Source organism: bacterium CG_4_10_14_0_2_um_filter_33_32 (assembly GCA_002792735.1).
Classification (GTDB): Bacteria; Patescibacteriota; CPR2_A; order CG2-30-33-46; family CG2-30-33-46; genus CG2-30-33-46.
In genome coordinates, this window is sequence record PFOW01000014.1 from 1 (window position 1) to 25,816 (window position 25,816).

Genomic DNA, 25,816 nt, shown 5'->3' on the forward strand with positions numbered 1-25,816 from the left:
CAAAGAGAATACACCAATCTTTGGGTAATATTTCACCCATTGATTATTTAATAAAAACTGTTCCGGAGTCTCAAATGTGCGTGACGCGTACACATACTTTTAAATTTATTCAAAAAAGTATATAATTATAAAGTTATGAAGATATTTAGAGAGGGGTGTTTATTATGGATACCAGTAACAAAATTGAAGATACAAATGAAAATAAGATAATAGAGATTCCTTTAATTATTCAGGTAAAAGAATTAGCCGAAAAATTAGGCAAACCTGTTGTTGAGGTTATTTCTGAGTTGTTAAAAAACGGAGTGATGGCAACTATCAATGAAGATATTGATTATGAAACCGCTGCTATTATATCTGAAGAATTTGGTTTTACTGCAAAAGAAGCATTGGAAGATGGAGAGTCTAATAGGAGAACTATTGCGGATTTAGACTCAGATGAAGAGAAAACCGAATCAAGGTCGCCGGTTGTAATAGTCATGGGACATGTTGACCACGGTAAAACTTCCTTATTAGATGCTATTAGAAAAGCTGATGTGGTTTCATCTGAATCAGGGGGGATTACCCAGCATATAGGTGCATATCAAATAGAAAAAAATGGTAAGAAAATTACTTTTTTAGATACGCCTGGACATGAGGCTTTTTCAACTATGCGAGCCCGTGGCGCTCAAGTGACAGATGTCGGGGTTTTAGTTGTCGCCGCTGATGATGGCGTAAAACCTCAAACGATTGAATCAATAAATCACTTGAAAAGTGCGAATTTACCTTTTGTTGTAGCAGTTAATAAAATCGATAAACCAGGAGCTGATATAGAAAAAGTAAAACAAGAATTGTCTGAACACAAAGTCATATGTGAAGACTGGGGAGGCGATGTTGTTCTTATACCTGTGTCAGCTAAGACAAAAGAAGGCATAGATCAGCTTCTTGAAATGATTTTATTAATATCAGATATGAAAGAATGTAAAGCTAATTCAAAGGGTAGATTATGGGGCACTATTATTGAATCGCATTTAGATAAAGGAAGAGGTCCAACTGCAACATTACTTGTACAAAATGGAACTCTTAAAGTAGGGGATTATGTCGTTTGCGGTTCTATTTACGGAAAGATAAGAGTTATTGAGAATTCTAATCTTAAAAAAATCGAAGAAGCGATTCCCGGTATGCCAGTTAGGATATGGGGATTAAAAGATCTTTCTGATGTTGGTGAATTACTGGAGGGTGTGAAATCTGAAAAGGAAGCAAAAGCTGAAGTTTCTGAAAGAAAACACTTTGAAAGTTTAAAGAATCTTAAAGAAAGAAAAAACATTGGAGTAAAGGGTATCTCGGATAAAATTAAAGAAGGCAAAGTCAAAGAATTAAAAGTTGTTCTAAAGGCCGATGTTAAAGGCTCTTTAGAGGCGTTAAATATGTCTTTAAATAAACTTAACACTAACGAAGTAGCTGTTAATCTTATTAAAGAGGGACTCGGTGAAATATCTGAATCTGATGTCACCTTGGCAGGCGATGATGCTATTGTGATTGGGTTTAAGGTTGGTATTAGTTTAGCAGCCCAGAAATCATCGGAAAAACATAAAACAGAAATACGTCTTTATGACGTTATTTATAATGTTATTGATGACATAAAAGAAGCACTGACCGCGCTTCTTCCAAAAGAAATTATTGAAAAAGAGATGGGTAAAGGTAAGATCCTTAAAGTATTTAAATCAGGCAAGAATGATATGATTATCGGTGCAAAGTTAATTAACGGAAAAGTTAATAAAGAAATGGAAGTAAAGCTTGAGAAAGAAGGTAATCTTACATACGGCAAAATAGTTGGTTTAAAGATTGTTAAAGATAATGTGAGTGAAGTATCAGGGGATAAAGAATTTGGTATAAATATATCAGGGATTTCTCATTTAGAAGAGGGCGATGAACTAGTCTTTATAATAAAAGAAGAGAAAGTTAGAAACCTTTAAAATGATAAAGAGAATAGACAGAGTTAATGAGCTTATTAAACAGGAATTAAGCAAATTAATAGGTGAATATTTTAAACCAAAAGATATTCTGATTACTGTTACTCGTGTTAAAACAGAACCAGATCTTAGAAGCGCAGAAGCTTTTATAAGTATTTTTCCTTTTGCTAAGGCAGAAGAAACATTAAAACAGTTTAAAGAGATATTGCCAAGGATTCAGCATATTTTAGATGGAACTATTGAACTTAAATATATTCCAAAAATTCAACTATTTTTGGATGAATCTTTAGAGTACGAATCTAATATTGAGAGATTGCTCGATAAAATTAAGGATAGTAAGATGAAACACTGATTTTATCAATAAGGAAAAGTTATGGAAGCTACGCTAACAGACAATTTAAATAAAATAAAAAATCTTGTTTTGGATAACAACGATTTTACTATTTTAAGTCATATGGATCCTGATGGTGATGCGGTTGGTGGTGTTTGTGCTTTGGCTCACGGTTTAAAAAAAATAGGAAAGAATGTTAGACCTGTTCTTTCAGGCTCTTTGCCTATTAATTTTTATTATCTCCCTCTTCCTGTTTTTGAAGAAAAAATACCAGATACAACTGATATTTTTTTTGTTTTAGATTGTGCCGCTTTAGATAGAACTGGATATATGCAAGAAGTTTTAAAAAGAGAAAAAGCTCAAATTATTAATATTGATCATCACATCCAGCTTAATGATTTTGGTCATATTAATGTCGTTGATCCATCTTTAACGTCCACATCGGAAATTATATTTCACTTATTAGATTTTTTATCGATTGATGTTGATAAGAATATGGCTAATTGTTTACTGACCGGGATTTATTTTGATACCGGAAGTTTTATGCACTCTAATACAACTAAAGACAGCTTAGAGATTGCTGCGCAATTAGTTTCTAAGGGTGCAAATATAAAACAAATAGCTGAAAACAATTTTAGGAGAAAAAATGTTTCTGCTTTAAAACTATGGGGAAGGGTTCTTTCTAGGATTAAGAATGACCGAGAAAAGGGGATTGTAAGCTCTATTATAACCAAGAAAGATCTTGAAGAATGTGGAGCAAATGAGTCAGATCTTGAAGGTGTTGTAAATCTTATTAACTCTATCCCTGATGCAAGAGCCGCACTGCTTTTAAGAGAAGATAAAGATGAAATTAGAGGAAGTTTAAGATCAGAGAATGGTGGACTTGATGTGAGGAAGGTTGCAAATTTATTTGGTGGAGGGGGGCATGTTAGGGCATCTGGGTTTAGAATTAAAGGCAAGCTTAGAGAAACAGAAAATGGTTGGGAAATTATAGAAGAATAATTTTTTACTTTTTTATAAAAGTAATTAAAATATTTCTTTGCAACTTTTTTAGAAAAAGTCGCCCAAAAATCGCAGCCGGTTCAAAAAAGCTGAAAATTTTTCAAGTTTCAAGCTTCCATATCTGAACGATTTCTAAGAAGAAACCGCCCTCACAAAGAGATGTTATTACTCTCTTTGTTCGGGTTGGCAGATTTTCGTCTTGATAGGAATCAAGACCGTTTGAAACTCTCAAATTTTCCGAGCGCTTTTTTGAGATGGCTGCATTTAAGGCAAAGAGAAGAAAACAAAAAACCGCTTTTTCAAAATGCGGGCAGAAAAAAAGGTTTAAAAAGATTTTTGACATTTACAAACGCTTGTTCAATAATGTAAATATGCAAGAAAAACAACCATGGTATTACTTCTTATTTAAACCTATTCCTGATACTAAGCGTACACCTGAAAATTGGGGCCTTTTCTCTGCAAATTGGTTTCTTTGGATGATAGGGTATTTCGTTATCGGCCTGATAATGGTTTGGAATATTATTCAAGGGAAAGCAAAAATAGATAATCCAGTTTTGTATTTAATGGTTGCGCTTATGGTAATATTGCCCGGAGTTTCTATCTATGGTCTAATCAAAAAGAAATCTTGGTGGGTAAGGCCTGTTATAGTGTTATGGCCACTTTTAGTTATTATAGTAATCTTAATGAGAATAGATTGGTAAATTATTAAGATAACTATACATGAGTCAATAATTATTAATTCTTTTTTATTCAGTAAATGATAATATATTTCGGTAACCATTCAGGAATTCTTTTATATTCATTCCTTTTTTCCCTTCGGGTTGGATTTTGGTTATAACTAAGTAATGATCTAACGCTTTTATCTTTAACTTATCATTTTCAATTTTTAGTCGGTCTATTTCTAGATCGTTATTTTTTTCAATGTAAGCGTTTAGTATTTTCACTCTTAGTTCTTTTCCGTTTTTAAGTTTGAAAAAGGTAAACGTGCCAGGCCAGGGGTTTAAGGCTCTTATTTTTCTTTCTATGACTTCTGCATTTTCTTGCCAATTTATTTTTCCATCTTCTTTTGTAAATAACTTAGTATAATTGGCCTTATTATTATCCTGAGGAATTGGTTTAATAGTTCCTTTATAAATATTTTCCAAATTATCAATTAACATTTTAAAAGTTAGATCGGCTAATTTTTTTCTTAAGGATATTTGATTTTCATTATTAGTAATAGTCATCTTTTCCTGTAAATATATTGGACCTTCATCAATACCTTCTGTCATTCTTATAATAGTAACACCGGTTTCTTTATCCCCGTTTAGTAGAGCACTAATATAAGGGGATGGACCTCTGTATTTCGGTAATAATGATGGATGAGTATTAATAGTCAATTTTGGGACGGATAAAGACTTAGGGGATAGGATGATACCAAAATCAGAAACAATTAATAAATCCGGTTTTAAGGATTCTAAAGTTTCCTCTAGTTCCTTTTTATTGCTTACTTCATATACGGTTAGTCCTAAATTTTTAATTTCTCCTTTTACGGGGTTGTCATTTTTTTGCGTAATTATTTCTAGGTTTTTATATTTTTTCAATAACCCGATAATCTGGAGTGCAGCAAAGTAACCGCTTCCAGCGAATAATATTTTATTCATTGTTTTTTGGTTCATCATAATATTTTTAGAGCTCTATTTTTATTTTTTCTCCATTAGGCCCAATTTTATGCAGTGTATTAATATCTGCTTTATCTGTAAAAAGTACGCCATTTAAATGATCAATCTCATGTTGAAGGGCTCTAGCAAATAAGCCATCCGCTCTGATTTTTATTTGGTTTCCTTTTCTATCTAATGCTTTTAAAGTTATTTTTGTCGGCCTTTCTACTGATCCCCAAATTCCTGGTACACTGAAGCATCCTTCATCTTCACAACTTTTTTCTTTGGAAGTTTTTATTATTTCCGGATTGATAAGAATAGTTAAGGGTATGATAGGAACTTCTTCTCCATTTTTTCTCTTATTACCTCTTGACTCAACTATAATTAATTTTATTGATTCACCAACTTGGGGCGCAGCAAGACCAACCCCATTTAAGCCTCTAAGCGTTTCAGTCATATTGTTTATTAATTTGTTTATTGATTTATCTATTTTTTTAATTTTTATTGCCTTCCTTCTTAAAGTATCTGAAGGCACAGTTACTATTTCCATATTCGCCATAATTTACTCCTTAAATTAAAGATTCAGGGTTTCTTTCTATAGAAATATTCTTCATTGATCTAAATATTTTATCATAGAAAACTTTATTTTTCTCGGTTTTAACAATAATGACTTTTCTTGATTTTCCGTTCTTATCTGATATATAGGGGGAGAATGGTCCTATGATTTCATATTTTTTTAAATGTTCCTTGATCTCTCTTATTTGTTTATTGATTTTTTTATCATCGTTTCCCCTAAAAATAATTTGAATTAAATCACAGAAAGGTGGGTAATGTAAATCCTTCAGGTTTTTTAATTTATTCTCAAAAAATGAAAAATAATTCTGTTTTTTTATGACGTTAATTAAAGGATTTTCTGTATTCGCAGTTCTTATAATAACCTTTGTATCTTGGTTAATTTTGGATATCAGAGAATCTATAATTTTTTGTGCTTTTTCTTCAGCTTGATATGTTGGAAGATTGAGAATGCTATCGACAGAGAAAAATATTAAGAGACCGACTTTTTTAAAATCAATCATTTTTATCATTTGGGTCCCAACTATGATGTCAGCGTTTTTGATTTTATTATTATCAAAGTTTTTTTTGTTTCTTTCGTCAACTCTTAATATTTTCGCTTTGGGGAATTGTGCTTTTAATTTTATCTCTAATTTTTCAGTTCCTATACCTGATCTTTTGATAATTTTACTTCCACAATTGCTACACATAATAGGTATTTCTTTTTTAAAACCACAATGATTGCATAGAAGAAACTGTTCTGTAGAAGTTAAGGGTATATTGCAGCTTGGGCAGGTGAAAGTAAAATTACAATCAGGACACATTATCACAGTATCTTTACCTTTTCTATTTAAAAAGAAAACATTTTTTTTGCCTGATTTAAAATTCTTTTGGATTAATTGTTCTATTTTTGTATCAATAAACTCCCGGTTTCCTCTAATATCTAAAATAATTATCTCAGGTTTTTTAGCAATAAAGCCAGATTTTATATTCTTATATCCATTTTTATTACGATAAAAGTTTTCTAATGTTTGGATGTCTGTTTGCAATATTAAATTGCATCTAGTAATTTTTTGCAGATACTCAGCTATTTCATTTATTTTATATCTTGGAGTTTTTTCCTGTTTATGACCGTCTTCATATTCTTTATCTATGATAATAAGGCCTAGATTTTGGAATGGGGAAAATATTGCAGTTCTGGTTCCTATAATTAAATCAACTTCATCATTTCTTATTTTAAGCCACTCCTTACTCTTTTCTTTTTTATTAAGTTTGCTTGTTAGGGTCGCCGTTTTTAATCTTTTTTCTGATATTATTTTTGAGAAATTTTCTAATGATATGTTGTCAGGGAAGATTAAAAGAGCTTGCTTGTTATTCTTTATGCATTTAGAAATTGCTTTAAGGTAGAAAGATATCTTTTTGTCATCATATGTATATAGGATATACTTTTTGCCTGTCTGCCTAATTAAGCTTTGCTTATTATAGTTTGGTTTGATTCTGATCTCTGAAAGATGTTTTTCTAAGTTTTTTATATTCATGTTTTTTATAACTTGATATAAAGAAGAAAAATAGAAATATGATACCCACTTAGCCAGGGCTATTTGTTTCTCTGTAAAGAGTGGAGTAGGGTTTATGATATATATTATTTTTTTGGTTTTGAAGGCAGGTTGATTATTCGTTAATCCCAAAACTATTCCTTTAATAGCTCTATCACCTAATGGAATTTCTACAACTTGTCCTATTTTAATAATTTCTGTTAGCTCATTTGGTATTTTATAGGACAAGGCGTCTGTATAAGTAAATGGCAATATTTTTGCATACATAGTATGTATTTATTCTAGTCTATTGTGATACAATTATAAAGGTAAGGATTATTTATTATGACAAAAAGAAGAATTTTTATCGCTGTTAATTTTCCAGTCGAGATAAAACAGGCAATTAATAGTATTATTGATAAAATAAAAAATTCAGAACCTAATATAAAATGGGTTGATCTTGATAACACTCATATTACCCTTGCCTTTTTAGGTTGGGTTACGGAAAAAGAAATAGCTAGGGCCACAGTTATTCTTAAACAGATTTCTAAAAATTTTAAAATATTTAAGATCAACTTAGGCAACATCGGTTTTTTCCCTTCAATTAATACGGCTAGAGTAGTTTGGATCGGTAGTGGGGAAAATCTTAATATTTTAAATATTCAAAATAACTTAAACAAGCAGCTGGCGATTAGTGGTTTGAAAACAGAAGATAGACTGTTTACCCCACATTTAACAATAGGGAGAGTGAAGAAAGATAAAAAAATAAAGAATACTGATAAGATTCTGGCAATATCTAAGAAAATAGATATCGGAGAAGTTATTGTTTCAAACATTGATATTATGGAAAGTGTTTTAAAGAAATCAGGACCTGAATATAAATTACTCTTTAGGGTGAATCTAAATGATTTTGGAAAATCTATTAATGCTCTGATCTAAATTATCTATAAAGGGGGATAAAATGTTTAAAGATCGAAAAGATGCAGGAAAGAAGTTAGTCCATCAGCTTGGAGAATACAGGAATCGTAAAGATACAATGATTCTTGCTATTCCAAGGGGCGGGGTTATCTTAGGTTTAGAAATAGCCAAATTTCTTAATGTACCGTTGGATATAATAGTAGTAAGAAAAATAGGCGCACCAGATAACCCCGAATATGCTGTTGGCGCAGTTGATCAAAATGGCAATATATTAAGGAATCCAGAAGCCGAAGTGTCAGAGAAGTATTTAGATATACAGGGGAGAGAAGTTTTAAAAGAAATAAAAAGAAGAATAAAGGAATACAGAAAGGGCTCTGCAAGGCTCAATTTAGTTAATAAAAATGTTATTTTGGTTGATGATGGTATAGCAACGGGCTTAACGGTTTTGAAGGCAGTAGATTTTATTAAAACAGAAAAAGCTAAAAAAGTAATATTGGCTGTTCCTGTTATTGCAAAAGATATGATAAATAGATTAGAGGAAAGCGTAGATGATTTAATATTTTTAGAATCCCCTGAAGTATTTTTTGCAGTTGGGCAATTTTACTTAAACTTTCCTCAAGTTACTGATTCTGAGGTGAAAGAAACTCTAGCAATAAGCAGGAAAAGAAAAGTTTAATAATCTTATTCCCTAACGTAACCAATATATGTTAAAATGATCTATATTCTGTTTTTGTAATGGAATTTATATGAAAAAGAAAAAATTCTTATTTAGGTTTATTTTTCTCATTTTCCTTTTGGCAATATCGATATTGATTGTTATACCAAAAGGACCTGATTTAGATTTGACTAAAATTGGTATTAATTATAAAAAACCGCTTAAGCTCAATAAGGGTTTAGATTTACAGGGCGGTACGCAATTAGTTTATGAATTAGATACTTCTAAAGAAAGCCAAAAGGCAGAAGCTCAGGATAAAGCAATAGCAGTTATTAGAAATAGAGTTGATGCTTTTGGAGTTTCGGAACCCGTGATATATCTTGAAACATTCGGAAGTTCTCAGAGAATTATTGTACAATTGCCGGGTATTCAAAATATAGATGAAGCCATAAACCTTATTGGAAAAACCGCGCAGCTTGAATTTAAGGAATCCGATTCTTCCCCCCAAAGTATAAGCGGAGAACCGATGATGTTAGGAGGTGGATGGAAAAAAGATCCTGTTCTAACTGGAGCCGATTTTAAGAAAGCGGAAGTTGGTCGGGATGAAAAAGGGAACATAGGGATTGATATTGAATTTAATTCTGAGGGAGCAAAGAAATTTTCCGAAGCTACCAAAAGAAATATCGGTAAGCAGATTGCAATTTTTTTAGATAACGAAATTATTTCTGCGCCTACAGTACAGACGGAAATTCCTGACGGAAAAGCAAGAATAACTGGTAAATTTAATTTAAAAGAGGCTCGCGATCTATCTATTCAATTTAATGCCGGCGCCTTACCGGTGCCCATGAAGCTTGTTGAACAAAAAAATGTAGGAGCGACACTAGGTCAAGATTCGGTTAATAATAGTATTTTGGCTGGCTTAGTTGGTATTTTAGCAATAATGATTTTCCTTTTGGCTTTTTATAGATTTTTTGGTTTGCTATCTGTGATATCTGTGATCTTTAGTTCTTTAATTACACTGGCTTTATTTAAGCTTTTTTCTGTTACATTAACTTTAGCCGGTATAGCTGGTTTTATATTATCAACGGGTGCAGCAGCGGATGCTTCTATATTAATTCTAGAGAGAATAAAAGAAGAATTGAGAAGGGGAAAAAATTTTGGTTTAGCCATAGAGAAGGGATATAAGGGTGCTTGGAGCAGCATATGGACATCCAACGTAGTAAGTTTAATTTTAGCTTCGGTTATTTATTATTTAGGCACAGGGCTTATTAGAGGATTTGCAGTAACTTTAGGAATTGGTATTTTTGTTAGTTTAATGATGGTTGTTTTAGCTTCCGAACCTATATTAAGATTTATAGCATTAAGAAAATTTATCGGAAAGGAAAAACTTTTTAATATTTTGATTGGAGTAAAGGTAAAGGATTTAGAGGTTAAAAGCAAGATATGAATATAATTACTAACCGTAAAATTTGGTTTATTATATCGGGAATTCTTATGGTAGTTAGTGTATTAAGTATTATTTTTGGTCAGTTAAAAATGGGTTTAGATTTTACAGGCGGTAGTTTTATTGAAGTAAAAGGAATAGATAATGTTGATAAAGCCAAGGAATTATTAACTTCAGTAAAAATAGAAGTTATTTCATTAGAAAAATCTGATAATATATTGAAAATAAAGACAAAAGTTTTAGCTGATGATGGCCATAAAAAAATTATTACAGAGCTTAAAAAAATAAATAAAGACGTTAAAGAAATACGCTTTGAAACGGTTGGTCCTACTATTAGTAAAGATATAGCAACTAAAGCTTATCTTTCTTTGACGATAGCCATGTTAGTCATAGTTGGATTTATCGCATGGTCTTTTAAGGGTATATCAAAGCCGGTAGCTTCTTGGAAGTATGGTGTTTGTACCATTATTGCACTGATACATGATGTTTTATTTGTCGTTGGTTCATTTGCTATATTAGGAAAGTTTTTTAATATTGAGATTGACAGTTTATTCATTACAGCTCTTCTTACCATAATAAGTTTTTCTGTTTACGATACGATTGTTGTCTTTGATAGGATCAGAGAAAATTTGAGAAGATCAAGCAGGGAAACATTTGAAGAGATTGTTAATGATAGTGTTACAGAAACAATTGTTCGTTCTCTAAATAACTCTTTAGCTGTAATTTTTGTTATTACAGCCCTTCTTTTATTGGGCGGTGAAACCATTCGTTCTTTTGTGATGGCTTTATTGATTGGCATGTTTGTGGGTACCTATTCTTCTATTTTTATTGCTAGCCCGCTTTTAGTTACTTGGAAAAACTTGGACGACAAAAGAGCTAAAAAACAGGCTTAGATTGTTATTAATAACAATCTAAAGTAAATTTTCCTTTATTTATTGTTGTTTAGCTTCGGAGGAAGTATGTTGAAGACCCTTGAGAAAAAATGGAAAATAAATAAAGCTCTACCTGAAAGATTTTTTAAGGAACATAAAAATATTTCAAGGATATTTTTGCAGCTTCTTTTTAATAGAACAGTATTTAGTATAAAAGATTCCAGGAAAAAAAGAGAAGAAAAAATTCGTAATTTTTTGTATCCTTCTTATGAAGATCTTTTTGATCCTGTAGGCATAAAAGATTTAACAAAAGCAACTAAGAGAATACAGCAAGCCATCAAGCATAAAGAGCCGATAGCTATCTTTGGAGACTATGACGCTGATGGTGTCACGGCGAGCTCTGTTGTTTATGAGATGTTTAATTTTTTCGGAATCAAGCCCCTAGTGTATATACCGCACAGAGAAAAGGAGGGTTATGGATTGAATAGTGAGGCAATTAAAAGGATAGCTTCAAAAAAAATTAAACTACTTGTTACGGTTGATTGCGGAATAAGAAATTTTAAGGAAATAGAAGAAGCGAATAAATTAGGCATAGATGTTATAATTACTGACCATCATGAGCCTTCGTCCCGTATACCTAAAGCATTTGCGGTAATAAACCCAAAACGTAAAGACTGCAAGTATCAATTTGATCAATTGGCAGGCGTAGGTGTAGCATTTAAGCTTGCCCAAGGAGTTATTAGATTATTTCAATCTAAAGATAAAGGTGAGGTTTTTTTAAAGTGGCTTTTAGATTTAGTAGCCATAGGTACTATTGCAGATTGCGTACCTCTAATCGGAGAAAATAGAACCTTAGCTAAATTCGGGCTTATTGTTTTTTCTAAAACAAGAAGAATAGGAATAATAGAACTTAAGCGAAGAGCAAAAAACGGGAATGGTTCAGACTTAGATTTTTTTATAATCCCCCGAATAAATGCAGTAGGAAGATTAGATCATGCTGATTTAGCCTTTTTATTGCTTACAACACAATCTAAAATTGAGGCATTTAAAATAGTAAATAGGGTAGAAGATCTTAATATAAAAAGAAGAGAGGTAACTGATCGGATTCTGAAAGAGGCAAGAGAGGAAATAGAATCTTTTCTTGATGATAAAAATATTATAATTTTAGCAAACAAAGATTGGCCTTCATCAGTATTAGGCATAGTAGCGGGCAGATTAGCCGAGGAATATAAAAGACCCGTCTTAATCGTTGAAAAAGGTATTGAATTTTCAAAGGGATCAGGCAGGAGCTATAAGGGTTTTGATATTAATGAATCCCTTCAATCAATGTCTCATTTGTTTGAAAAGGTTGGGGGGCATAAACAGGCGGTTGGTTTTACTTACAGAACAAAGAATCATGAAATTATTAAATCTCAATTAATTGAAAACACTGATAATGTTATTGTTGGGAGTATAGAAGATTTTTATGAGATAGATGTTGAAATAAAACCTGAGGAAATCAGCCCGTTATTTTATAAAGAATTACAGAATTTTGCTCCATTCGGAAAATCTAATCCTACTCCAACTTTTTTAATGGAAAAAGTCAATATAACATCTAAGCGTTTAGTCGGTTCTAATAACCATCTTAAAATGAATCTGGAGAAAAATAATAAAAAATTTGAAGGAATTGCCTTTGGTAAAGGCGAGTGGGATAATAATTTACAGGAAGGCGATAAAGTTGACATTATTTTTAAAATTGAAGAAAATAAATTTTTTGGCTTTCCATCAATTCAACTTAGGATATTAGATTTAAATTTATCAAATGGCTAAAATTTATATGCTATCTTTAAATATTAAACCTTCACTAGAAGGTATCATCGAAAAATGTAAAAACAGACCAGGGTTTAATGCAAAATGCGAGGCTTTAATTAAGAAAGCTTATTCGTTTGCTTATAAGTGTCATTTAGGTCAAAAAAGAACTAATGGTGATCCATATATTGTTCACGCTTTAGCAACAGGATATTATTTAGCTGAACTGGGTATGGATGCTAACACAATAGCTGCTGGATTGCTTCATGATGTTCCAGAGGATACTAAATGTAATCAGGAAGAAATAGTTAATGAATTTGGTCATGAAATTGCTCAGATTGTAGAAGGTGTAACACGTTTAGGAGGGGTGAAATATTTTGGTAAAAGGGGAAGGGTTGAAGATTTAAGAAAACTTCTTCTGGTTATGGCTAAGGATTTGCGGGTTATTGTAGTTAAATTAGCGGATCGCTTGCATAATATGCAAACTATAAACGTTTTAACTCTCGCTAAAAGGAAAAGAATAGCTACCGAAACTTTAGAAATATATTCTCCCTTAGCTTCAAGATTAGGTATGGGTGAAATAAAAGGAATTTTAGAAGATTTAAGTTTTAGATATTATTTACCTCATGAATATAAAAAGGTGGTTTCTTTAGTCGGAGACAATGAGGAAGAAAGAAGAAAATATATTAATCGAGTTAGTATAGAGATCGATAAGAGACTTAAAAAAGAGGGAATACGTGCTTCGATAGAAGGAAGACCTAAACATTTATACAGCCTCTATAAAAAACTTAAAAAATATAATGATGATTCTTCTAAAATTTATGATTTAGTAGCAATAAGAATTATAGTTAATAGTACCGGCGATTGTTATAAAACATTAGGGATAATACATAAAGATTGGAAACCTCTGCCCCAGAGAATAAAAGATTATATTGCTATCCCTAAGCCTAGTGGTTATCGATCTCTTCATACAACCATTTTTTGTTTAGAAGGTAAAATCATCGAGATACAGATTAAAACAAGGCAGATGCATGAGGAGGCGGAATGGGGTATTGCTGCCCACTGGCATTATGAAATAGATAAGGAATCTAAAATTATTCCTGAAAAACTAAACTGGATTAAAGAATTAATTGAGTGGCAAAAAGATTTAGAAGCCTCAGCTTTTATGGATAAATTGAAAGTTGATGTATTCAAAGACCGTATATTCGTCTTTACACCCAAGGGAGAAGTTGTAGATTTGTCAGAAGAAGCAACCCCAATTGATTTTGCATATTTGATTCATACTGATCTTGGTAATAATTGTGTGGGTTGTAAGGTAAATGGTAAGATTCTGCCTTTAAACAGCAATCTACATAATGGTGACGTTGTTGAAATACTATTATCGAAAAAAAGCATCGGTCCTTCAAGGGATTGGTTAAGATTTGTGAAAACACCACTTGCTTTATATAATATAAGAAGATGGTTTAAAGAAGAAGATAGAGAAAAATATATCTCTTTAGGTAAAGATTTACTTAATTTTGAGCTTCGAAAGATAGGTAAATCCGTTGAGAGAATATCCTCTAAAGACTTGGAGCTGTATACGAGAAATCGCCCCTATAAAAATTTGGATAGTATATTAATTGCAGTAGGAAGGGGCATATTGAGTCCGAAGCAGTTAATATCGCAGATTTTTTTAAACGACGAAAAGATCTTTATTCAGAAAAAATCTCTATTAAATAGATTTTTCCCAATTTTAAAAAATAAATCTAGGGTTAAGCATAGAATCAAAATTAAAGGTCAGGATGGTTTTCTTATGAACTTTGCCTCATGCTGTAAGCCTAGTCAAACAGATCAGGTTGTAGGATTCATCACTAGAGGTAGGGGAATTACTATTCACAAAAAAGATTGTCCAAATATAAGAAAAGAGGATAAGAAAAGATTGATTGAGGTAGATTGGGATATAGAAAAATCTTACGAAGTTTCTATATATATAGAAGCAGACGGTAATATGGATATTTTAAATAACTTAACTAGATTTTTAGAAGAGCTGAAAATAGGTGTAAGAAATATAAATATGAAGACCGGCAAAATATCAAAGATTAATGCCGTATTAAAGCTGCAAAAATCAAGCCAGCTGAAAAATATTCTGGAAAGGTTATCTAATCTCCCTAATATTAAATTAGTAAAAAGACTATAAACGTTTTTATTTTCTCTTGTTTGTATATTCTCTGAAAAGACTTGCTGCGTCTTCCGGCGGTATTACATTGACCGATTCTATCCCTGTGCCTAGTTCAAATCCTGCTGGGATAGATATGCCTCTCGGCATTATTCTTATAAACCAATGTAATGCTTGTCCATTTTCTTCGTCTACTGTTCTATAGTTTCTAAAGTAATAGTTATAAGAGGGGTCAAAAAGCTTGGAGTTTAAGGCACCGAAAACCGCCTGATAAGTTTCGGCTAACCCAGCCATTGATTCTAATGAAAATTCTAAAATACTGCTTTGATGTTCTTTTGGGATGATTAATACTTCGTAAGGGAAAGATGATGCCCAGGGGCAAATTGCTATATAATGATTGTTTTCAAAAATAATTCTTTTTTTCTTTTTTCTTTCTTCCTTTATGAGTGAACATATAACACACCCATTATGCTCCTTATAATATTTACATGCCAATCTTTTTTCGTGTTTTATATTAGGACTTTCTTCATTAATACCAATAATTTGAGAGTGTGGATGTGTAATACTCTGTCCGGCAAAAAATCCATAATTACGGAATATTAAGACTTCTCTCCATCTTTTTAATAAGTCTTCGTATCGATTTTTATATGCAATAAATAAGTCCTGTAGCTCAATTGAGGTCATTGTTGATAGTAGTTTACTATGTTCCCTGTTTTCTACCAAGACTTCAGCTGTGCCATAAGGAGTTGTTGTTTTAAAAAGATCATTTTTCTTTATCCCGTTCTTTTTTTTATGAATCCTTGACTCTAGATATGGTGATAAATTTAAGAAACCCCGAAGATCCCAGTCATATTTGTCCATTAAATTCCAATCTATTCTGAAAGTTTCTTTAACATCTAATTTTTTCCCATAGCAAAAAGGGCAACATTTTTTGTATGTGGCAGCGAAGGATTTTGGTCCTTTTACATCTCTAAATCTTTTAGCTCTTTTTTTCGCTATAATAACTTTTTTAGCAGTAATGGGGCATACGCGAAGTTCATTCATGTTTAATGATTATTACTTTCTTATATTATAAATAAAGTATCCGATAAGGCAAATAGTAAAAATTTATTGTTTTACTTATAGTATTAAATTACAAATTGTTTACTAATTTTTAGATAGTTTCTATAGTGGAATAACAAGAGCTAGCTAATATATTATTATAGTGAACACTTGTAATGGAAGTTTCAGCAAGTTGTATTAATGAATATTATATGCTAATTTTGAGAATGAAACGAAATAAATAAGAGATAATATGATAAAAAAACAATTGCAAACACCAAGAGGAATGCGGGATATTTTACCTGAAGAACAAAAATATTGGCATTTTTTAGAGAATAATTTTGAGAGAGTCGTAAAATCGGCCGGGTTTTCTAGAATTAATACTCCAATTATCGAGAAGGCTTCTTTGTTTGAACATCCGATAGGTGAAGAAACGGATATAATTCAGAAAGAGATGTATGCAGTAAAGAGAAAGAGCGATATCAGTGAAAAAGATGAAAAAGAAGATAAAGAAGAGTTAGTGCTAAGACCAGAGAGCACTGCCTCTATTGTCAGGGCGTATATAGAACATGGTATGAGTAATTTGCCTCAGCCGGTACATTTATATTCTATGGGCTCTATGTTTAGGTATGAGCGTCCTCAATATGGAAGAACAAGGGAATTTTCACAATTTAGTTTAGAAGTTATAGGGGAATTAGATCCTATATTAGATGCTCAGATTATTTCTTTGGCAACTAGAATAATCCATAGGTCTAGAATTAGGGATTTTTCTGTGCAAATTAATTCAATTGGCTGTAAAAAGTGTAGAATTAAATATACTAAAAAATTGCAAGAAGCATATGCTCCAATTTTGAAAAAATTATGTCCTGATTGTCAAAAGCGCTATCATCAAAACCCTTTGCGTTTGTTGGATTGTAAGGAGCCAGCGTGCCAGGAGTATAAATCTCATGCCCCTCAAATTATTGATTATCTAGATGAAGAAGATCAAAATCACTTTAGGCAAGTTTTGGAATACTTAGATGAATTGGAAATTCCTTACGAGCTTAATACTTATTTAGTTCGCGGTCTTGATTATTATTCTAGGACTGTTTTTGAAATTTGGTCCCAAGATTCAGATCTAAAAGATAATGCCCAAGCAGCATTTGGGGCAGGCGGTAGGTATGATGGATTAGTTGAGTCATTAGGAGGAAGGCCAACACCTGCTATCGGGTTTGCTCTTGGCGCTAATAGAATTGTTGAATATTTAAAGAAAAAAGAAATAAAAGTTCCAGTAAGAGATGTACCAGATATTTTTGTAATCCAGCTAGGGGAATTAGCCAAGAAAAAAAGTCTAAGAATAATTGAAGAGTTGAGAGAAGAAGGTTTCAGAGTCGTTTCCGCTCTTGGTAAAGAAAGTATAAAATCTCAAATGAGACTTGCTGATAAATTAAAGTCTCCTTTAGCTCTTATTCTTGGTCACAAAGAAGTGCTTGATGGTACTATTATAATAAAAGATATGAGTGGCGGTATGCAGGAAGTAGTGAGCCTGGATAATCTAGTCGATGAGATTAAAAAAAGATTGCCCAGAGAAAGTTTTTAATCTAATTGATATTTCAATAGGATGGGGTAATGTCAAATAGTATTTGTGTTCAATGTATAGAAATATTTAAAACCTTAGAGACTCCAGAAAAAGAAAGTATAATTTTTTTGTTCAAAGAAAAGAAATACTTTAAGCACGAATTAATCTTTACTCCTTATGAAGGTTTTGAAAATATTTATATGATTTATAAAGGTAAGGTGGAAATATACCAAGTTTCTGCGGAAGGTAAAAAGGTTATTATTGATGTTCTAGAGGGTGGTGAAATGTTTTCTAATTTTTCTTTAGCCTATAGCGAGGAAGTAAAGGTAACAGATTTTGCCGAAGCAAAAAAAGATTCTGAAATTTATATAATGAGTAAAGAAGACTTTTTAGATCTTATCTCTAAATATCCAAAATTATCACTTAGTATAATCCAGAAATTAAGCAAAGCTCTAAATGAGGCCGATAGCAGGATACGTGACCTAGCTCTTAATAATGTAACGACAAGAGCTATCAATGAGTTGCTTAGATTTAGTAAAAAACATGGTATTAAGATAGCCGAGGGCACAGAAATAAATACTCGATTAACCCATGAAGAATTTGCAGAAATTATTGGCACTTCAAGAGAGACTGCAACTAAAGTTTTGAATAAATTACGCCAATTATCTTTTATTAATCTTTCAAAAGATAAGCACATTATTGTAAATACCGAGAAAATACAAGAACAGATCTAAAGTTATCTTCAATAAAATGTGATTTATATCACAGACAAGCTTTTAAGCACATTATAATATGACGTTGGAGTTAAGATGGGTTGCAGAGCCGAACATTAAAAACAAAAACAAAATTTATGTGATAACGTTGTCTGAGCCGAGGCTTAGACAGGAGTCACGAATATTATATAAAGAGTCGGGTCTCTAGTAACATTTCTTAATTCTAAGGACGCCCCAAAGAGCGTCCTTTTTTTATTTAATACTATAAATTAGTGATTTTACCTGGTTAACATATTTCGTACTATGGTTATAGCGATACAATGCTTGATCGATATTATTAGTTGCATTATTTCTAGAGAGATAATGGCTAGCAGTGAATATTGAATCTTCAACACTGTTTATATTAGCTACCCCGTCATTATTTCCATCAACAGCATACGCCCTGAAAGTACTAGGCATAAATTGCATTGGTCCTGTGGCTCCTTTGCAACTTTTAACTAAAGTATCTCCTCGTTGACCTGATTCTATTTTATGAACAGCAGCCAAGATTCTCCAGTCAAGACTGTATGCATCGGCTGCTTTTATATACGTATCATAGTAATCATCTTTAAACCCATTAGTAACTAATTTTTTTCTGTCTGATTCTTTGCGAGCGTCAGCAGGATTATTATTAATTTTGACTAATTGTGGTTTTTTAATTTCGATTTTGATTCTGGCCTTTTTTTCATTATTTATTTTTCTTGCAACACTTTTTGTAATAGGTTTATTGTTTTGCACTGGGATTTCAAAACTTTGTTCATAGGCTTCCACCTGATTGACTAAACCAGTTATTGCAAGAATTGGTATTAAGGCTAAGATTCTTATTCTTTTCATAATAAATTAATTACCTCCTTTTTGGAAAAACTTTCCCAAAAACAAAAAATAGGCTTTAATGTTGCCTATTTTTCAAAAGGAAGTAGTATAGCAAATCACTGGTAATTTGTCAAGAGTTCTTATTATTTGTATCATTGAATAAATTACAAGGTTTTTAGCTGAAGAGGATTTACAGTTTGCGTTTTTTCTGATAGAATTTCAAAAGTAAGGGGTTAATTAATGTCAGAATGTGTATTTTGCCGAATAATCAAGAAAGAATTGCAAGCAGATATACAATATGAAGATGATAAAATACAGATTAGTATCTAATATCGGTCCAGACGGAGGCGCTAATATAGTGGATCATATTTATCTTCATTCAATAGGTGATTCAGGGTTTGGTAGAGAAAGTTAAGAGAGGAGGTATTTAGTATGCAAGAAGTAGTTAGAAAAGATCATGAATCTTTCGAAAATCTTTTTAGAAGATTTAATCGCAGAGTCCAACAGAGTGGTAAATTATCTCAGGCAAGAAAAGGACAATATTTTGAGAAACCAATCAGTAAATCACGAAAAAGAGTAGAGGCTATAAGAAAATCTAAAATTAGAGCTTTAAAAAAAGATAGATATGTAGGTAAGAAATAATGAGTTTAATCGATACTATTAACGAAGACTTTAAAAATGCTATGCGAAATAGGAAAGAGCTTATTGTTGCAACTCTAAGGCTATTAAAATCTGCAATTAAGAATCTTGAGATTGAAACTAAAAAAGAATTATCAGATAATGATATTATAGATTTAATTTCAAAAGAAATTAAAAAAAGAAAAGATGCAGAAAAAACCTATAATAATGTGGGAAGGGTTGAATTAGCAGAAAAAGAAAAAAAAGAGGCGAATGTTTTACAATTATATATGCCACAACAATTGACAGATGAGGAACTAGATAAAATTATACAGGAAGAAATTAATAATATCGGAGCTTCAGATAAAAAAGATATGGGCAGAGTAATGTCTGAAGTTATGAAGAGAGTCAAGGGGAAAGCTGATGGCGGTGTAGTTTCAGGTAAAGTTATTAAATTATTAGAGTAGCATCATGGAAGAGTTGAATAAAAAAAACAGTTTTTTTTCAAATATGCCCGGTTTTATTGCCGGTGCTTTCATTTTGATATTATTAATAAATGCCTTAGCGCTTTTTAGTATTTTAATTCCTTCAAAATCAAAACTAGAACTCGATTCGGTATCTGATAAGACTATTAAGTCCCCGCGGACAATTTATCTTAAAAGTCAGGTAAAAACAAAAGAAGCTCAAGAGAAAGCTGCTAGCAAGGTCGAGAAAGTATATCGTTTTGATCCAAGTGTATCGGTTCAGCAAAAGAGTAAAGCAGATGAGGCATTTAAGGGTATTGATAAAGTTAGGGGAGGAGATGCAACTAATAAGGAAGAATTAATAGCAAATGTTTTAAGTCTAAATTTCTCACAGGATATCTCTAACTATATAACCAGTTTGAGTCTGGAAGATTGGCAAAAAGTAAAATCAGAAACTTCTAATCTATTAAATAAATTACAGGATAATGAAAAAATTAAAAACGATGAAAAAATATCCGATGAATTAATAGAAAAATATCTTTCCGATTCTTTATCTTCGAAAGATAATCTTGCTATAAAAGAGTTGGCATCTGTATTAGTTATACCAAATTATATTTTCTCCAAGGAGGATACTGATATCAAAATTGAGCAGGCTAAGGCGGAAGTGGAGCCGGTATCTTTACTAATTACACAAGATGAAGTTATCGTTAGGTCTGGTAAGGTCATTGATAAACTAGATCTTGAGAAGTTGGAAGCAGTAGGATTAAAAAAGACTGATTTCTTTGACCTAAGAAATATCGGTAAAATTATTATTTCCACATTAATTGCATTGATAGTGATTTTTTACTTCAGGTCTTACTATAATATTTATAACAGGGTTACTGTTACTTCATTAAAAGCTTTATCTATTTTTATAACTTTTATTTTTTTAACGGGATTATCTTTTCAGATTCTTACTCCACTTAAGCCAATAATGTATTATATTATTCCGGTAGCAGCTCCGATACTTTTAATATCCGTACTTATTTCTTCTGAGGTGGCAATTTTTTCAGCGATAATATTTTCTATTTTTTTAGGAATTATATCTTCAAATTCACTAGAATTATTAGCAATATATTTAGTTACTTCTTTGGTTGGTATCTATGCATTAAGATATGTTAATAAGATAGGTGATTTTTTTAGAATTGGGATATATTTAGCATTCTTCCATTTTGTTGTAGCTTTTGCTTTTCATCTAATTGCCGGAAGTTTTTCTATTAGAACTGTTTCTGTTTTGCTTGGCGCTGCTTCTATCTATGGCTTAGGTGCTATTGTTCTAATAATAGGTACTTTATTATTTTGGGGAAATATTTTTAAAGTTACTACTTTATTAGAATTATTAGAATTAGAAAATCCTAATCAATCTTTATTGAAAGATTTATCATTAAGGGCACCGGGTACCTATCATCATAGTATTTTAGTCTCAAATTTGGCTGAAAGGGCGGCGAGTGATATAAAGGCAAACTCTTTGCTTGTAAGGGTTGGTGCAATATATCATGATATCGGTAAAACATTTAATCCCGCATATTTTATTGAGAATCAGAAAAGATATAATTTACATGAAAAATTACAAGATCCTGAAAAGAGTGCCGAAATAATTAAAAGTCATGTTTCTGATGGCATTAAGTTAGCTAAACAAAATAAATTACCTCAAGAAATTATTAATTTTATAGAAAGTCATCACGGCAATTCAGAGGTTTTCTATTTTTTATCTCAAGCAAAAGAAAAAAATATAGAAATAGATTTATCTAAATTTCATTATAGTGGGCCATTGCCTGGCTCTAAAGAAACCGCTATATTAATGTTGGCTGATGCTATTGAAGCTAAGGCAAGGTCACTAGATGATTTGACCTATGATAAAATAAAAGAATTAGTTTTTCAGGTAGTTGATTCGAAATTAAAATCCGGCCAGCTATCACTTTCTGAATTATCGCTCAAAGAAATTGATATTATTAAAAATTCATTTATAAACACCCTAAGAACAATGCATCATAAGAGAATAAAATATCCTGATGAAAAAAAATAAGATTGAAATAGTAAATTGTAAGTTAACAATGGCCGATAAAAAATTCCTAAAGAAAATTCTTGAGAATTTGATTTCGTTAGCTAAAATCAAAGACAAAATTGCAATCTCTTTGGTATTAATGGAAGATTATGATATTAAAAAAATAAATAAGCTTTTTAGAAATAAAGATAAGATTACTACGGTACTTTCTTTTCCTCTTCTGACAAAGAAACCTAAGTTTATTCTACCTAGAAATATATTGTATTTAGGTGATATAATACTGAATATCGAGAGGATCAGAAAAAACAGTAAAGACAGAAAAGAGTTTAGATTATTTATAAAAGAAAATTTAGTACATGCTTTTCTACATTTATTATTATATAGCCATAATAAAATAGCTGATCAAAGAAAAATGGGAAAAAAAGAGAAAGAATTATTAAAGGAGCTAGATGCTATTTAGAAAATTTTCCAAAAGCCTTAAATTTGCTAGTTTGGGTTTTAGATTTTTTATTAGAGAAAGAAATATCAAGATACACCTAGGAGCTGCATTGACGGTGATATTATTAGGATTATTTTTTGGTATTAGTTCTTTAGAATGGGTAGCAATAATTTTGTCTATATGCCTTGTTATAAGTTTAGAAATTGTGAATACTGTGATAGAAGAGGCTATGGATTTATTAAATTCAGAAAAAAATGTAAAAGTAATGATTGTTAAGGATCTATCCGCAGCTGCGGTATTTGTTTCTGCAATCGGTAGCATTTTTGTAGGTTTGTTAGTTTTTATACATTATATTTTGAAAATGTTGCAGTAAGAGTTATTTATTTTTATAATAAAATAGACTCTAAGTTTAATTGTAAGAGAGGTAAAGTTGAAACAATCTAATTTTGCTGTTGGTTTAGACGTAGGTACAACAAAGGTTTGTGTTGTTGTTGCTCGAAAAAATAATAATAGTTCAAAAATCGAAGTTATTGGGGTTGGTTCATCTGTGACTAAAGGTTTAAGAAGAGGAGTGGTAATTGATGTAGAAGAAACCGTAACTAGCATCAGTGCTGCTCTAGAAAAAGCCGAAAGGATGTCTGGTATCCACATTGATCATGCTTATATTTCAGTTGGTGGTACACACTTGGAAGCCATTGACAATAAAGGTGTTGTTGCAATTTCAAGTAAAGAGGGTGAAATAACGGTTGAAGACGAAGATAGAACCATAGAAGCTGCCTCGGCAGTTAACCTTACTCCGAATAGAGAAATATTACATGTTATCCCCCAAGCTTTTACTGTTGATGATCAGGAAGGTATAAAAGATCCTGTTGGGATGACAGGTATTAGGCTAGAAGTAAAGACACATATTATACATGGATCTATGCCAGCTATTAGAAATTTAAGTAAATGCATCGATCAGGCTGGAGCTGATATTGATGGAATGGTTGTTGTACCAATTGCTGCCAGTATGTCTGTTTTATCAAAGAGACAAAAAGAATTAGGCTGTGCGTTGATAGATTTAGGGGGAGGCACGACTAGTATCGCTGTTTTCGAAGAAGGTAATATAATAGGTAGCAGAGTGTTACCGATTGGCGCTAATCATATTACAAATGATATAGCTATTGGTTTGAGAACTTCGGTAGATATTGCCGAAAGAGTTAAAATAGAATATGGAACAGCTATGAAAAAAGATATAAATAAAAAAGATGAAATAGATCTTTCCAGCTTTAGTAAAATTGAGGATGCAAAAGTTAAACGGGTGGATGTTGTTGATATTATTGAGGCTAGACTCTCAGAAATTTTTTCTTTAGTCAGAAAAGAATTAAATAAAATTAAAAAAGGTAGCTTGCTTCCATGTGGCGTTATATTAACTGGCGGTGGAGCAAAGCTACCAGGCATAGTAGATTTTGTTAAAGAAGAATTAAAACTTCCAGCACAGGTTGGTTTTCCAAGAGATATAGAAGGAATTGTTGATAGAGTTGATGACCCTTTATTTTCTGTACCCTTAGGCCTTGTAATTTGGGCATTCGAGCAAGGTGGTTCTAATAAATCATTTATAAAATCTTTGAAAAATGTTCCAATTAATAGTTTTATGAAAAATGCTAAAAAATGGTTTAAAAACTTTCTTCCTTAATCAAATTACTTTACTTTTATTATAAATACTTGGTTATGCATAAAAGACTTGCCAAGTATTTATATTATGCTATACTTTGCTTGTATAGTGTTGAACCCCAAAAATGGTCACAGAATTTTAAAAAAAATTAACTATAAATCATTGAACAATAATATTGTTCTTAAACCTTTTTAGCAAATAGGAGGTTAACAAATGGAAGTAAAACCAGATATTGAGACTTTCGCTAAAATTAAAGTAGTTGGTGTCGGAGGCGGCGGTTCTCAAGCAGTAAACAGAATGATTAGCTCTAAACTTAAAGGCGTTGAATTTATTTCAATTAATACTGATGCTCAGGCTCTACATTTTTCTGAGGCATCAAAAAAGATTCATATCGGTAAGGAAATCACCAGAGGATTAGGGGCTGGAGCTGATCCGGAGATTGGTAAAAAGTCTGGAGAAGAAGATAGAGAAGAAATTAGCGAAGCATTGGCAGGTGCTGATATGGTTTTCATAACTTATGGTTTAGGTGGAGGTACTGGAACTGGTGCTGGTCCAATTGTTGCTGAAGTTGCTAAGAGTCTTGGAGCTCTTACAGTTGCTGTTGTTACAAAACCTTTTAATTTTGAAGGGCAGAAAAGAAAAGTAGTTGCGGATTCAGGTTTAACAGAATTAAGAGAAAAAGTAGATACTCTTATTACCATTCCTAATGATAGGGTTCTTCAGATAGTTGATAGAAAAACTTCCATGCTTGATGCACTTAAAATAGTTGACGATATTTTAAGACAAGGCGTACAAGGTATAGCAGATTTAATAACAATGCACGGAATGATTAACGTAGATTTTGCTGATGTTAAAACAATAATGGCAGAAGCAGGATCCGCTTTAATGGGTATTGGGATAGCTAGTGGCGATAATAGAGCTATTGATGCAGCAAAAGCCGCTATTGATAGTCCTTTGTTGGATCTTTCAATTGATGGTGCTAAAGGAGTTTTATTTAATGTTACGGGTGGTTATGATTTGGGGATGCATGAAATAGATGAGGCAGCAAAGGTTATTACTGACGCAACTGATCCAGAAGCAAATATTATATTCGGTGCTGTTATAGATGAAACTATGCAAGGCGAGATAAAGATAACAGTTATTGCTACTGGTTTTGATAATAAGCATTATAAGAAAGACGAAAAAATCCAAAAAGATCACATTGTATCAGACTTGCATATAACAGATGCCTTTGAAAGGCACCCGCTTAAAACAGATAAAATCTTAGAAACAAAAGAAGAAAAAGATGAAGACGAAGATGACAGACCTACAAGACGAATAAGCTTAGATAGTGAAAAGGAAAAAGAAGAGATTGCGAGTTTCTCAGAAGATGATGAGTTTGATGTACCCGCATTTATAAGAAGGAAATTGAAAAAATAGATTCGTTATTTTATAAAAAATAGGACTCGATATCGAGTCCTATTTTATTTTATCAATAATTTAAAGAGTGCTTGATTATTATTTAAAAGCTTTGCAAAGCTTTTAAATAATTTGTTAATGAATAAGTTACGAAACATTTGAGACTCCTGCAAATAACTAAGGAGTTTCCAATA

The 25,816-nt window shown here is 31.8% G+C and carries 25 protein-coding genes; 19 read left to right on the forward strand and 6 right to left on the reverse strand.

The window, feature by feature from the left end; genetic code table 11:
- Positions 1 to 164: 164 nt before the first annotated feature.
- Genes COX95_01065 through COX95_01075 form a run of 3 tightly spaced genes read left to right on the forward strand, consistent with a single transcriptional unit; the run spans position 165 to position 3,282 of the window.
- A complete protein-coding gene (locus COX95_01065; protein PIZ86491.1) occupies positions 165 to 1,952 on the forward strand; it encodes a translation initiation factor IF-2 in 1,788 nt (595 codons plus the stop codon).
- Between the two features lies 1 nt (position 1,953).
- A complete protein-coding gene (rbfA, locus tag COX95_01070) occupies positions 1,954 to 2,301 on the forward strand; it encodes a ribosome-binding factor A (GenBank protein ID PIZ86492.1) in 348 nt (115 codons plus the stop codon).
- A gap of 21 nt (positions 2,302 to 2,322) precedes the next feature.
- Positions 2,323 to 3,282 (forward strand): hypothetical protein, encoded by a 960-nt coding sequence (locus COX95_01075; protein ID PIZ86493.1) that lies wholly within the window; start codon positions 2,323 to 2,325, stop codon positions 3,280 to 3,282.
- Between the two features lie 100 nt (positions 3,283 to 3,382).
- Here COX95_01075 and COX95_01080 read toward each other — a convergent pair whose 3' ends face one another.
- Entirely contained in the window at positions 3,383 to 3,625 is a 243-nt protein-coding gene (locus tag COX95_01080; GenBank protein PIZ86494.1) for a hypothetical protein, read from the reverse strand.
- Positions 3,626 to 3,653: 28 nt separating this feature from the next.
- Here COX95_01080 and COX95_01085 point away from each other — a divergent pair, with 28 nt between their 5' ends.
- Positions 3,654 to 3,983, forward strand: a complete 330-nt coding sequence (locus tag COX95_01085) for a hypothetical protein (protein ID PIZ86495.1) — start codon at positions 3,654 to 3,656, stop codon at positions 3,981 to 3,983.
- Between the two features lie 45 nt (positions 3,984 to 4,028).
- Here COX95_01085 and fmt read toward each other — a convergent pair whose 3' ends face one another.
- The 3 genes from fmt to priA are packed head-to-tail and all read right to left on the reverse strand — an operon-like array spanning position 4,029 to position 7,297.
- Positions 4,029 to 4,943, reverse strand: a complete 915-nt coding sequence (fmt, locus tag COX95_01090) for a methionyl-tRNA formyltransferase (GenBank protein ID PIZ86496.1) — start codon at positions 4,941 to 4,943, stop codon at positions 4,029 to 4,031.
- Between the two features lie 7 nt (positions 4,944 to 4,950).
- Positions 4,951 to 5,481: a peptide deformylase gene (gene def / locus COX95_01095; GenBank protein ID PIZ86497.1), complete on the reverse strand. Its 531-nt coding sequence runs from the start codon at positions 5,479 to 5,481 to the stop codon at positions 4,951 to 4,953.
- Between the two features lie 10 nt (positions 5,482 to 5,491).
- Positions 5,492 to 7,297, reverse strand: a complete 1,806-nt coding sequence (gene priA, locus COX95_01100) for a primosomal protein N' (GenBank protein ID PIZ86498.1) — start codon at positions 7,295 to 7,297, stop codon at positions 5,492 to 5,494.
- Between the two features lie 57 nt (positions 7,298 to 7,354).
- Between priA and COX95_01105 the strand changes: the two genes are divergently transcribed.
- From COX95_01105 to COX95_01130, 6 genes are all read left to right on the forward strand, one after another.
- Complete coding sequence (locus COX95_01105; protein PIZ86499.1) at positions 7,355 to 7,948, forward strand: RNA 2',3'-cyclic phosphodiesterase; 594 nt, start codon at positions 7,355 to 7,357, stop codon at positions 7,946 to 7,948.
- A 22-nt stretch (positions 7,949 to 7,970) separates the two neighbouring features.
- Positions 7,971 to 8,603, forward strand: coding sequence for a phosphoribosyltransferase (locus COX95_01110; protein ID PIZ86500.1), 633 nt, complete (start codon positions 7,971 to 7,973; stop codon positions 8,601 to 8,603).
- Positions 8,604 to 8,673: 70 nt separating this feature from the next.
- Positions 8,674 to 10,029, forward strand: coding sequence for a protein translocase subunit SecD (gene secD / locus COX95_01115; GenBank protein ID PIZ86501.1), 1,356 nt, complete (start codon positions 8,674 to 8,676; stop codon positions 10,027 to 10,029).
- A complete protein-coding gene (gene secF, locus COX95_01120; GenBank protein PIZ86502.1) occupies positions 10,026 to 10,919 on the forward strand; it encodes a protein translocase subunit SecF in 894 nt (297 codons plus the stop codon). The genes secD and secF overlap by 4 nt, the downstream gene beginning before the upstream one ends.
- Positions 10,920 to 10,985: 66 nt before the next feature.
- The gene (gene recJ / locus COX95_01125) at positions 10,986 to 12,707 is read left to right on the forward strand and encodes a single-stranded-DNA-specific exonuclease RecJ (protein ID PIZ86503.1); all 1,722 of its coding nucleotides are present in this window, start codon (positions 10,986 to 10,988) and stop codon (positions 12,705 to 12,707) included.
- Positions 12,700 to 14,862, forward strand: a complete 2,163-nt coding sequence (locus COX95_01130; GenBank protein PIZ86504.1) for a (p)ppGpp synthetase — start codon at positions 12,700 to 12,702, stop codon at positions 14,860 to 14,862. The genes recJ and COX95_01130 overlap by 8 nt, the downstream gene beginning before the upstream one ends.
- A gap of 6 nt (positions 14,863 to 14,868) precedes the next feature.
- On the opposite strand, the gene galT is transcribed toward COX95_01130, so the two are convergent.
- Entirely contained in the window at positions 14,869 to 15,885 is a 1,017-nt protein-coding gene (gene galT / locus COX95_01135; protein PIZ86505.1) for a galactose-1-phosphate uridylyltransferase, read from the reverse strand.
- A 250-nt stretch (positions 15,886 to 16,135) separates the two neighbouring features.
- Between galT and COX95_01140 the strand changes: the two genes are divergently transcribed.
- On the forward strand, positions 16,136 to 17,461 hold the full coding sequence (locus COX95_01140; GenBank protein ID PIZ86506.1) for a histidine--tRNA ligase: 1,326 nt from the start codon (positions 16,136 to 16,138) through the stop codon (positions 17,459 to 17,461).
- A gap of 29 nt (positions 17,462 to 17,490) precedes the next feature.
- Positions 17,491 to 18,174 carry a hypothetical protein gene (locus tag COX95_01145; protein PIZ86507.1) on the forward strand — a complete coding sequence of 228 codons (684 nt, stop codon included), beginning with the start codon at positions 17,491 to 17,493 and terminating at the stop codon, positions 18,172 to 18,174.
- A gap of 231 nt (positions 18,175 to 18,405) precedes the next feature.
- On the opposite strand, the gene COX95_01150 is transcribed toward COX95_01145, so the two are convergent.
- Positions 18,406 to 19,026, reverse strand: a complete 621-nt coding sequence (locus COX95_01150) for a hypothetical protein (GenBank protein PIZ86508.1) — start codon at positions 19,024 to 19,026, stop codon at positions 18,406 to 18,408.
- Positions 19,027 to 19,437: 411 nt separating this feature from the next.
- Between COX95_01150 and rpsU the strand changes: the two genes are divergently transcribed.
- The 7 genes from rpsU (at position 19,438) to COX95_01185 (ending at position 25,643) form a co-directional block, all read left to right on the forward strand.
- Positions 19,438 to 19,647, forward strand: coding sequence for a 30S ribosomal protein S21 (rpsU, locus tag COX95_01155; protein PIZ86509.1), 210 nt, complete (start codon positions 19,438 to 19,440; stop codon positions 19,645 to 19,647).
- The gene (locus COX95_01160) at positions 19,647 to 20,090 is read left to right on the forward strand and encodes an aspartyl-tRNA amidotransferase (GenBank protein ID PIZ86510.1); all 444 of its coding nucleotides are present in this window, start codon (positions 19,647 to 19,649) and stop codon (positions 20,088 to 20,090) included. The genes rpsU and COX95_01160 overlap by 1 nt, the downstream gene beginning before the upstream one ends.
- A gap of 4 nt (positions 20,091 to 20,094) precedes the next feature.
- A complete protein-coding gene (locus COX95_01165; GenBank protein PIZ86511.1) occupies positions 20,095 to 22,152 on the forward strand; it encodes a hypothetical protein in 2,058 nt (685 codons plus the stop codon).
- Positions 22,139 to 22,591 (forward strand): rRNA maturation RNase YbeY, encoded by a 453-nt coding sequence (gene ybeY, locus COX95_01170; GenBank protein PIZ86512.1) that lies wholly within the window; start codon positions 22,139 to 22,141, stop codon positions 22,589 to 22,591. Before COX95_01165 ends, ybeY begins: the two co-directional genes overlap by 14 nt.
- Complete coding sequence (locus tag COX95_01175) at positions 22,581 to 22,943, forward strand: UDP kinase (protein ID PIZ86513.1); 363 nt, start codon at positions 22,581 to 22,583, stop codon at positions 22,941 to 22,943. Before ybeY ends, COX95_01175 begins: the two co-directional genes overlap by 11 nt.
- A 39-nt stretch (positions 22,944 to 22,982) precedes the next feature.
- Positions 22,983 to 24,245, forward strand: a complete 1,263-nt coding sequence (ftsA, locus tag COX95_01180) for a cell division protein FtsA (GenBank protein ID PIZ86514.1) — start codon at positions 22,983 to 22,985, stop codon at positions 24,243 to 24,245.
- A 192-nt stretch (positions 24,246 to 24,437) separates the two neighbouring features.
- Positions 24,438 to 25,643, forward strand: a complete 1,206-nt coding sequence (locus COX95_01185) for a cell division protein FtsZ (GenBank protein ID PIZ86515.1) — start codon at positions 24,438 to 24,440, stop codon at positions 25,641 to 25,643.
- The last annotated feature ends 173 nt before the right edge of the window (positions 25,644 to 25,816 follow it).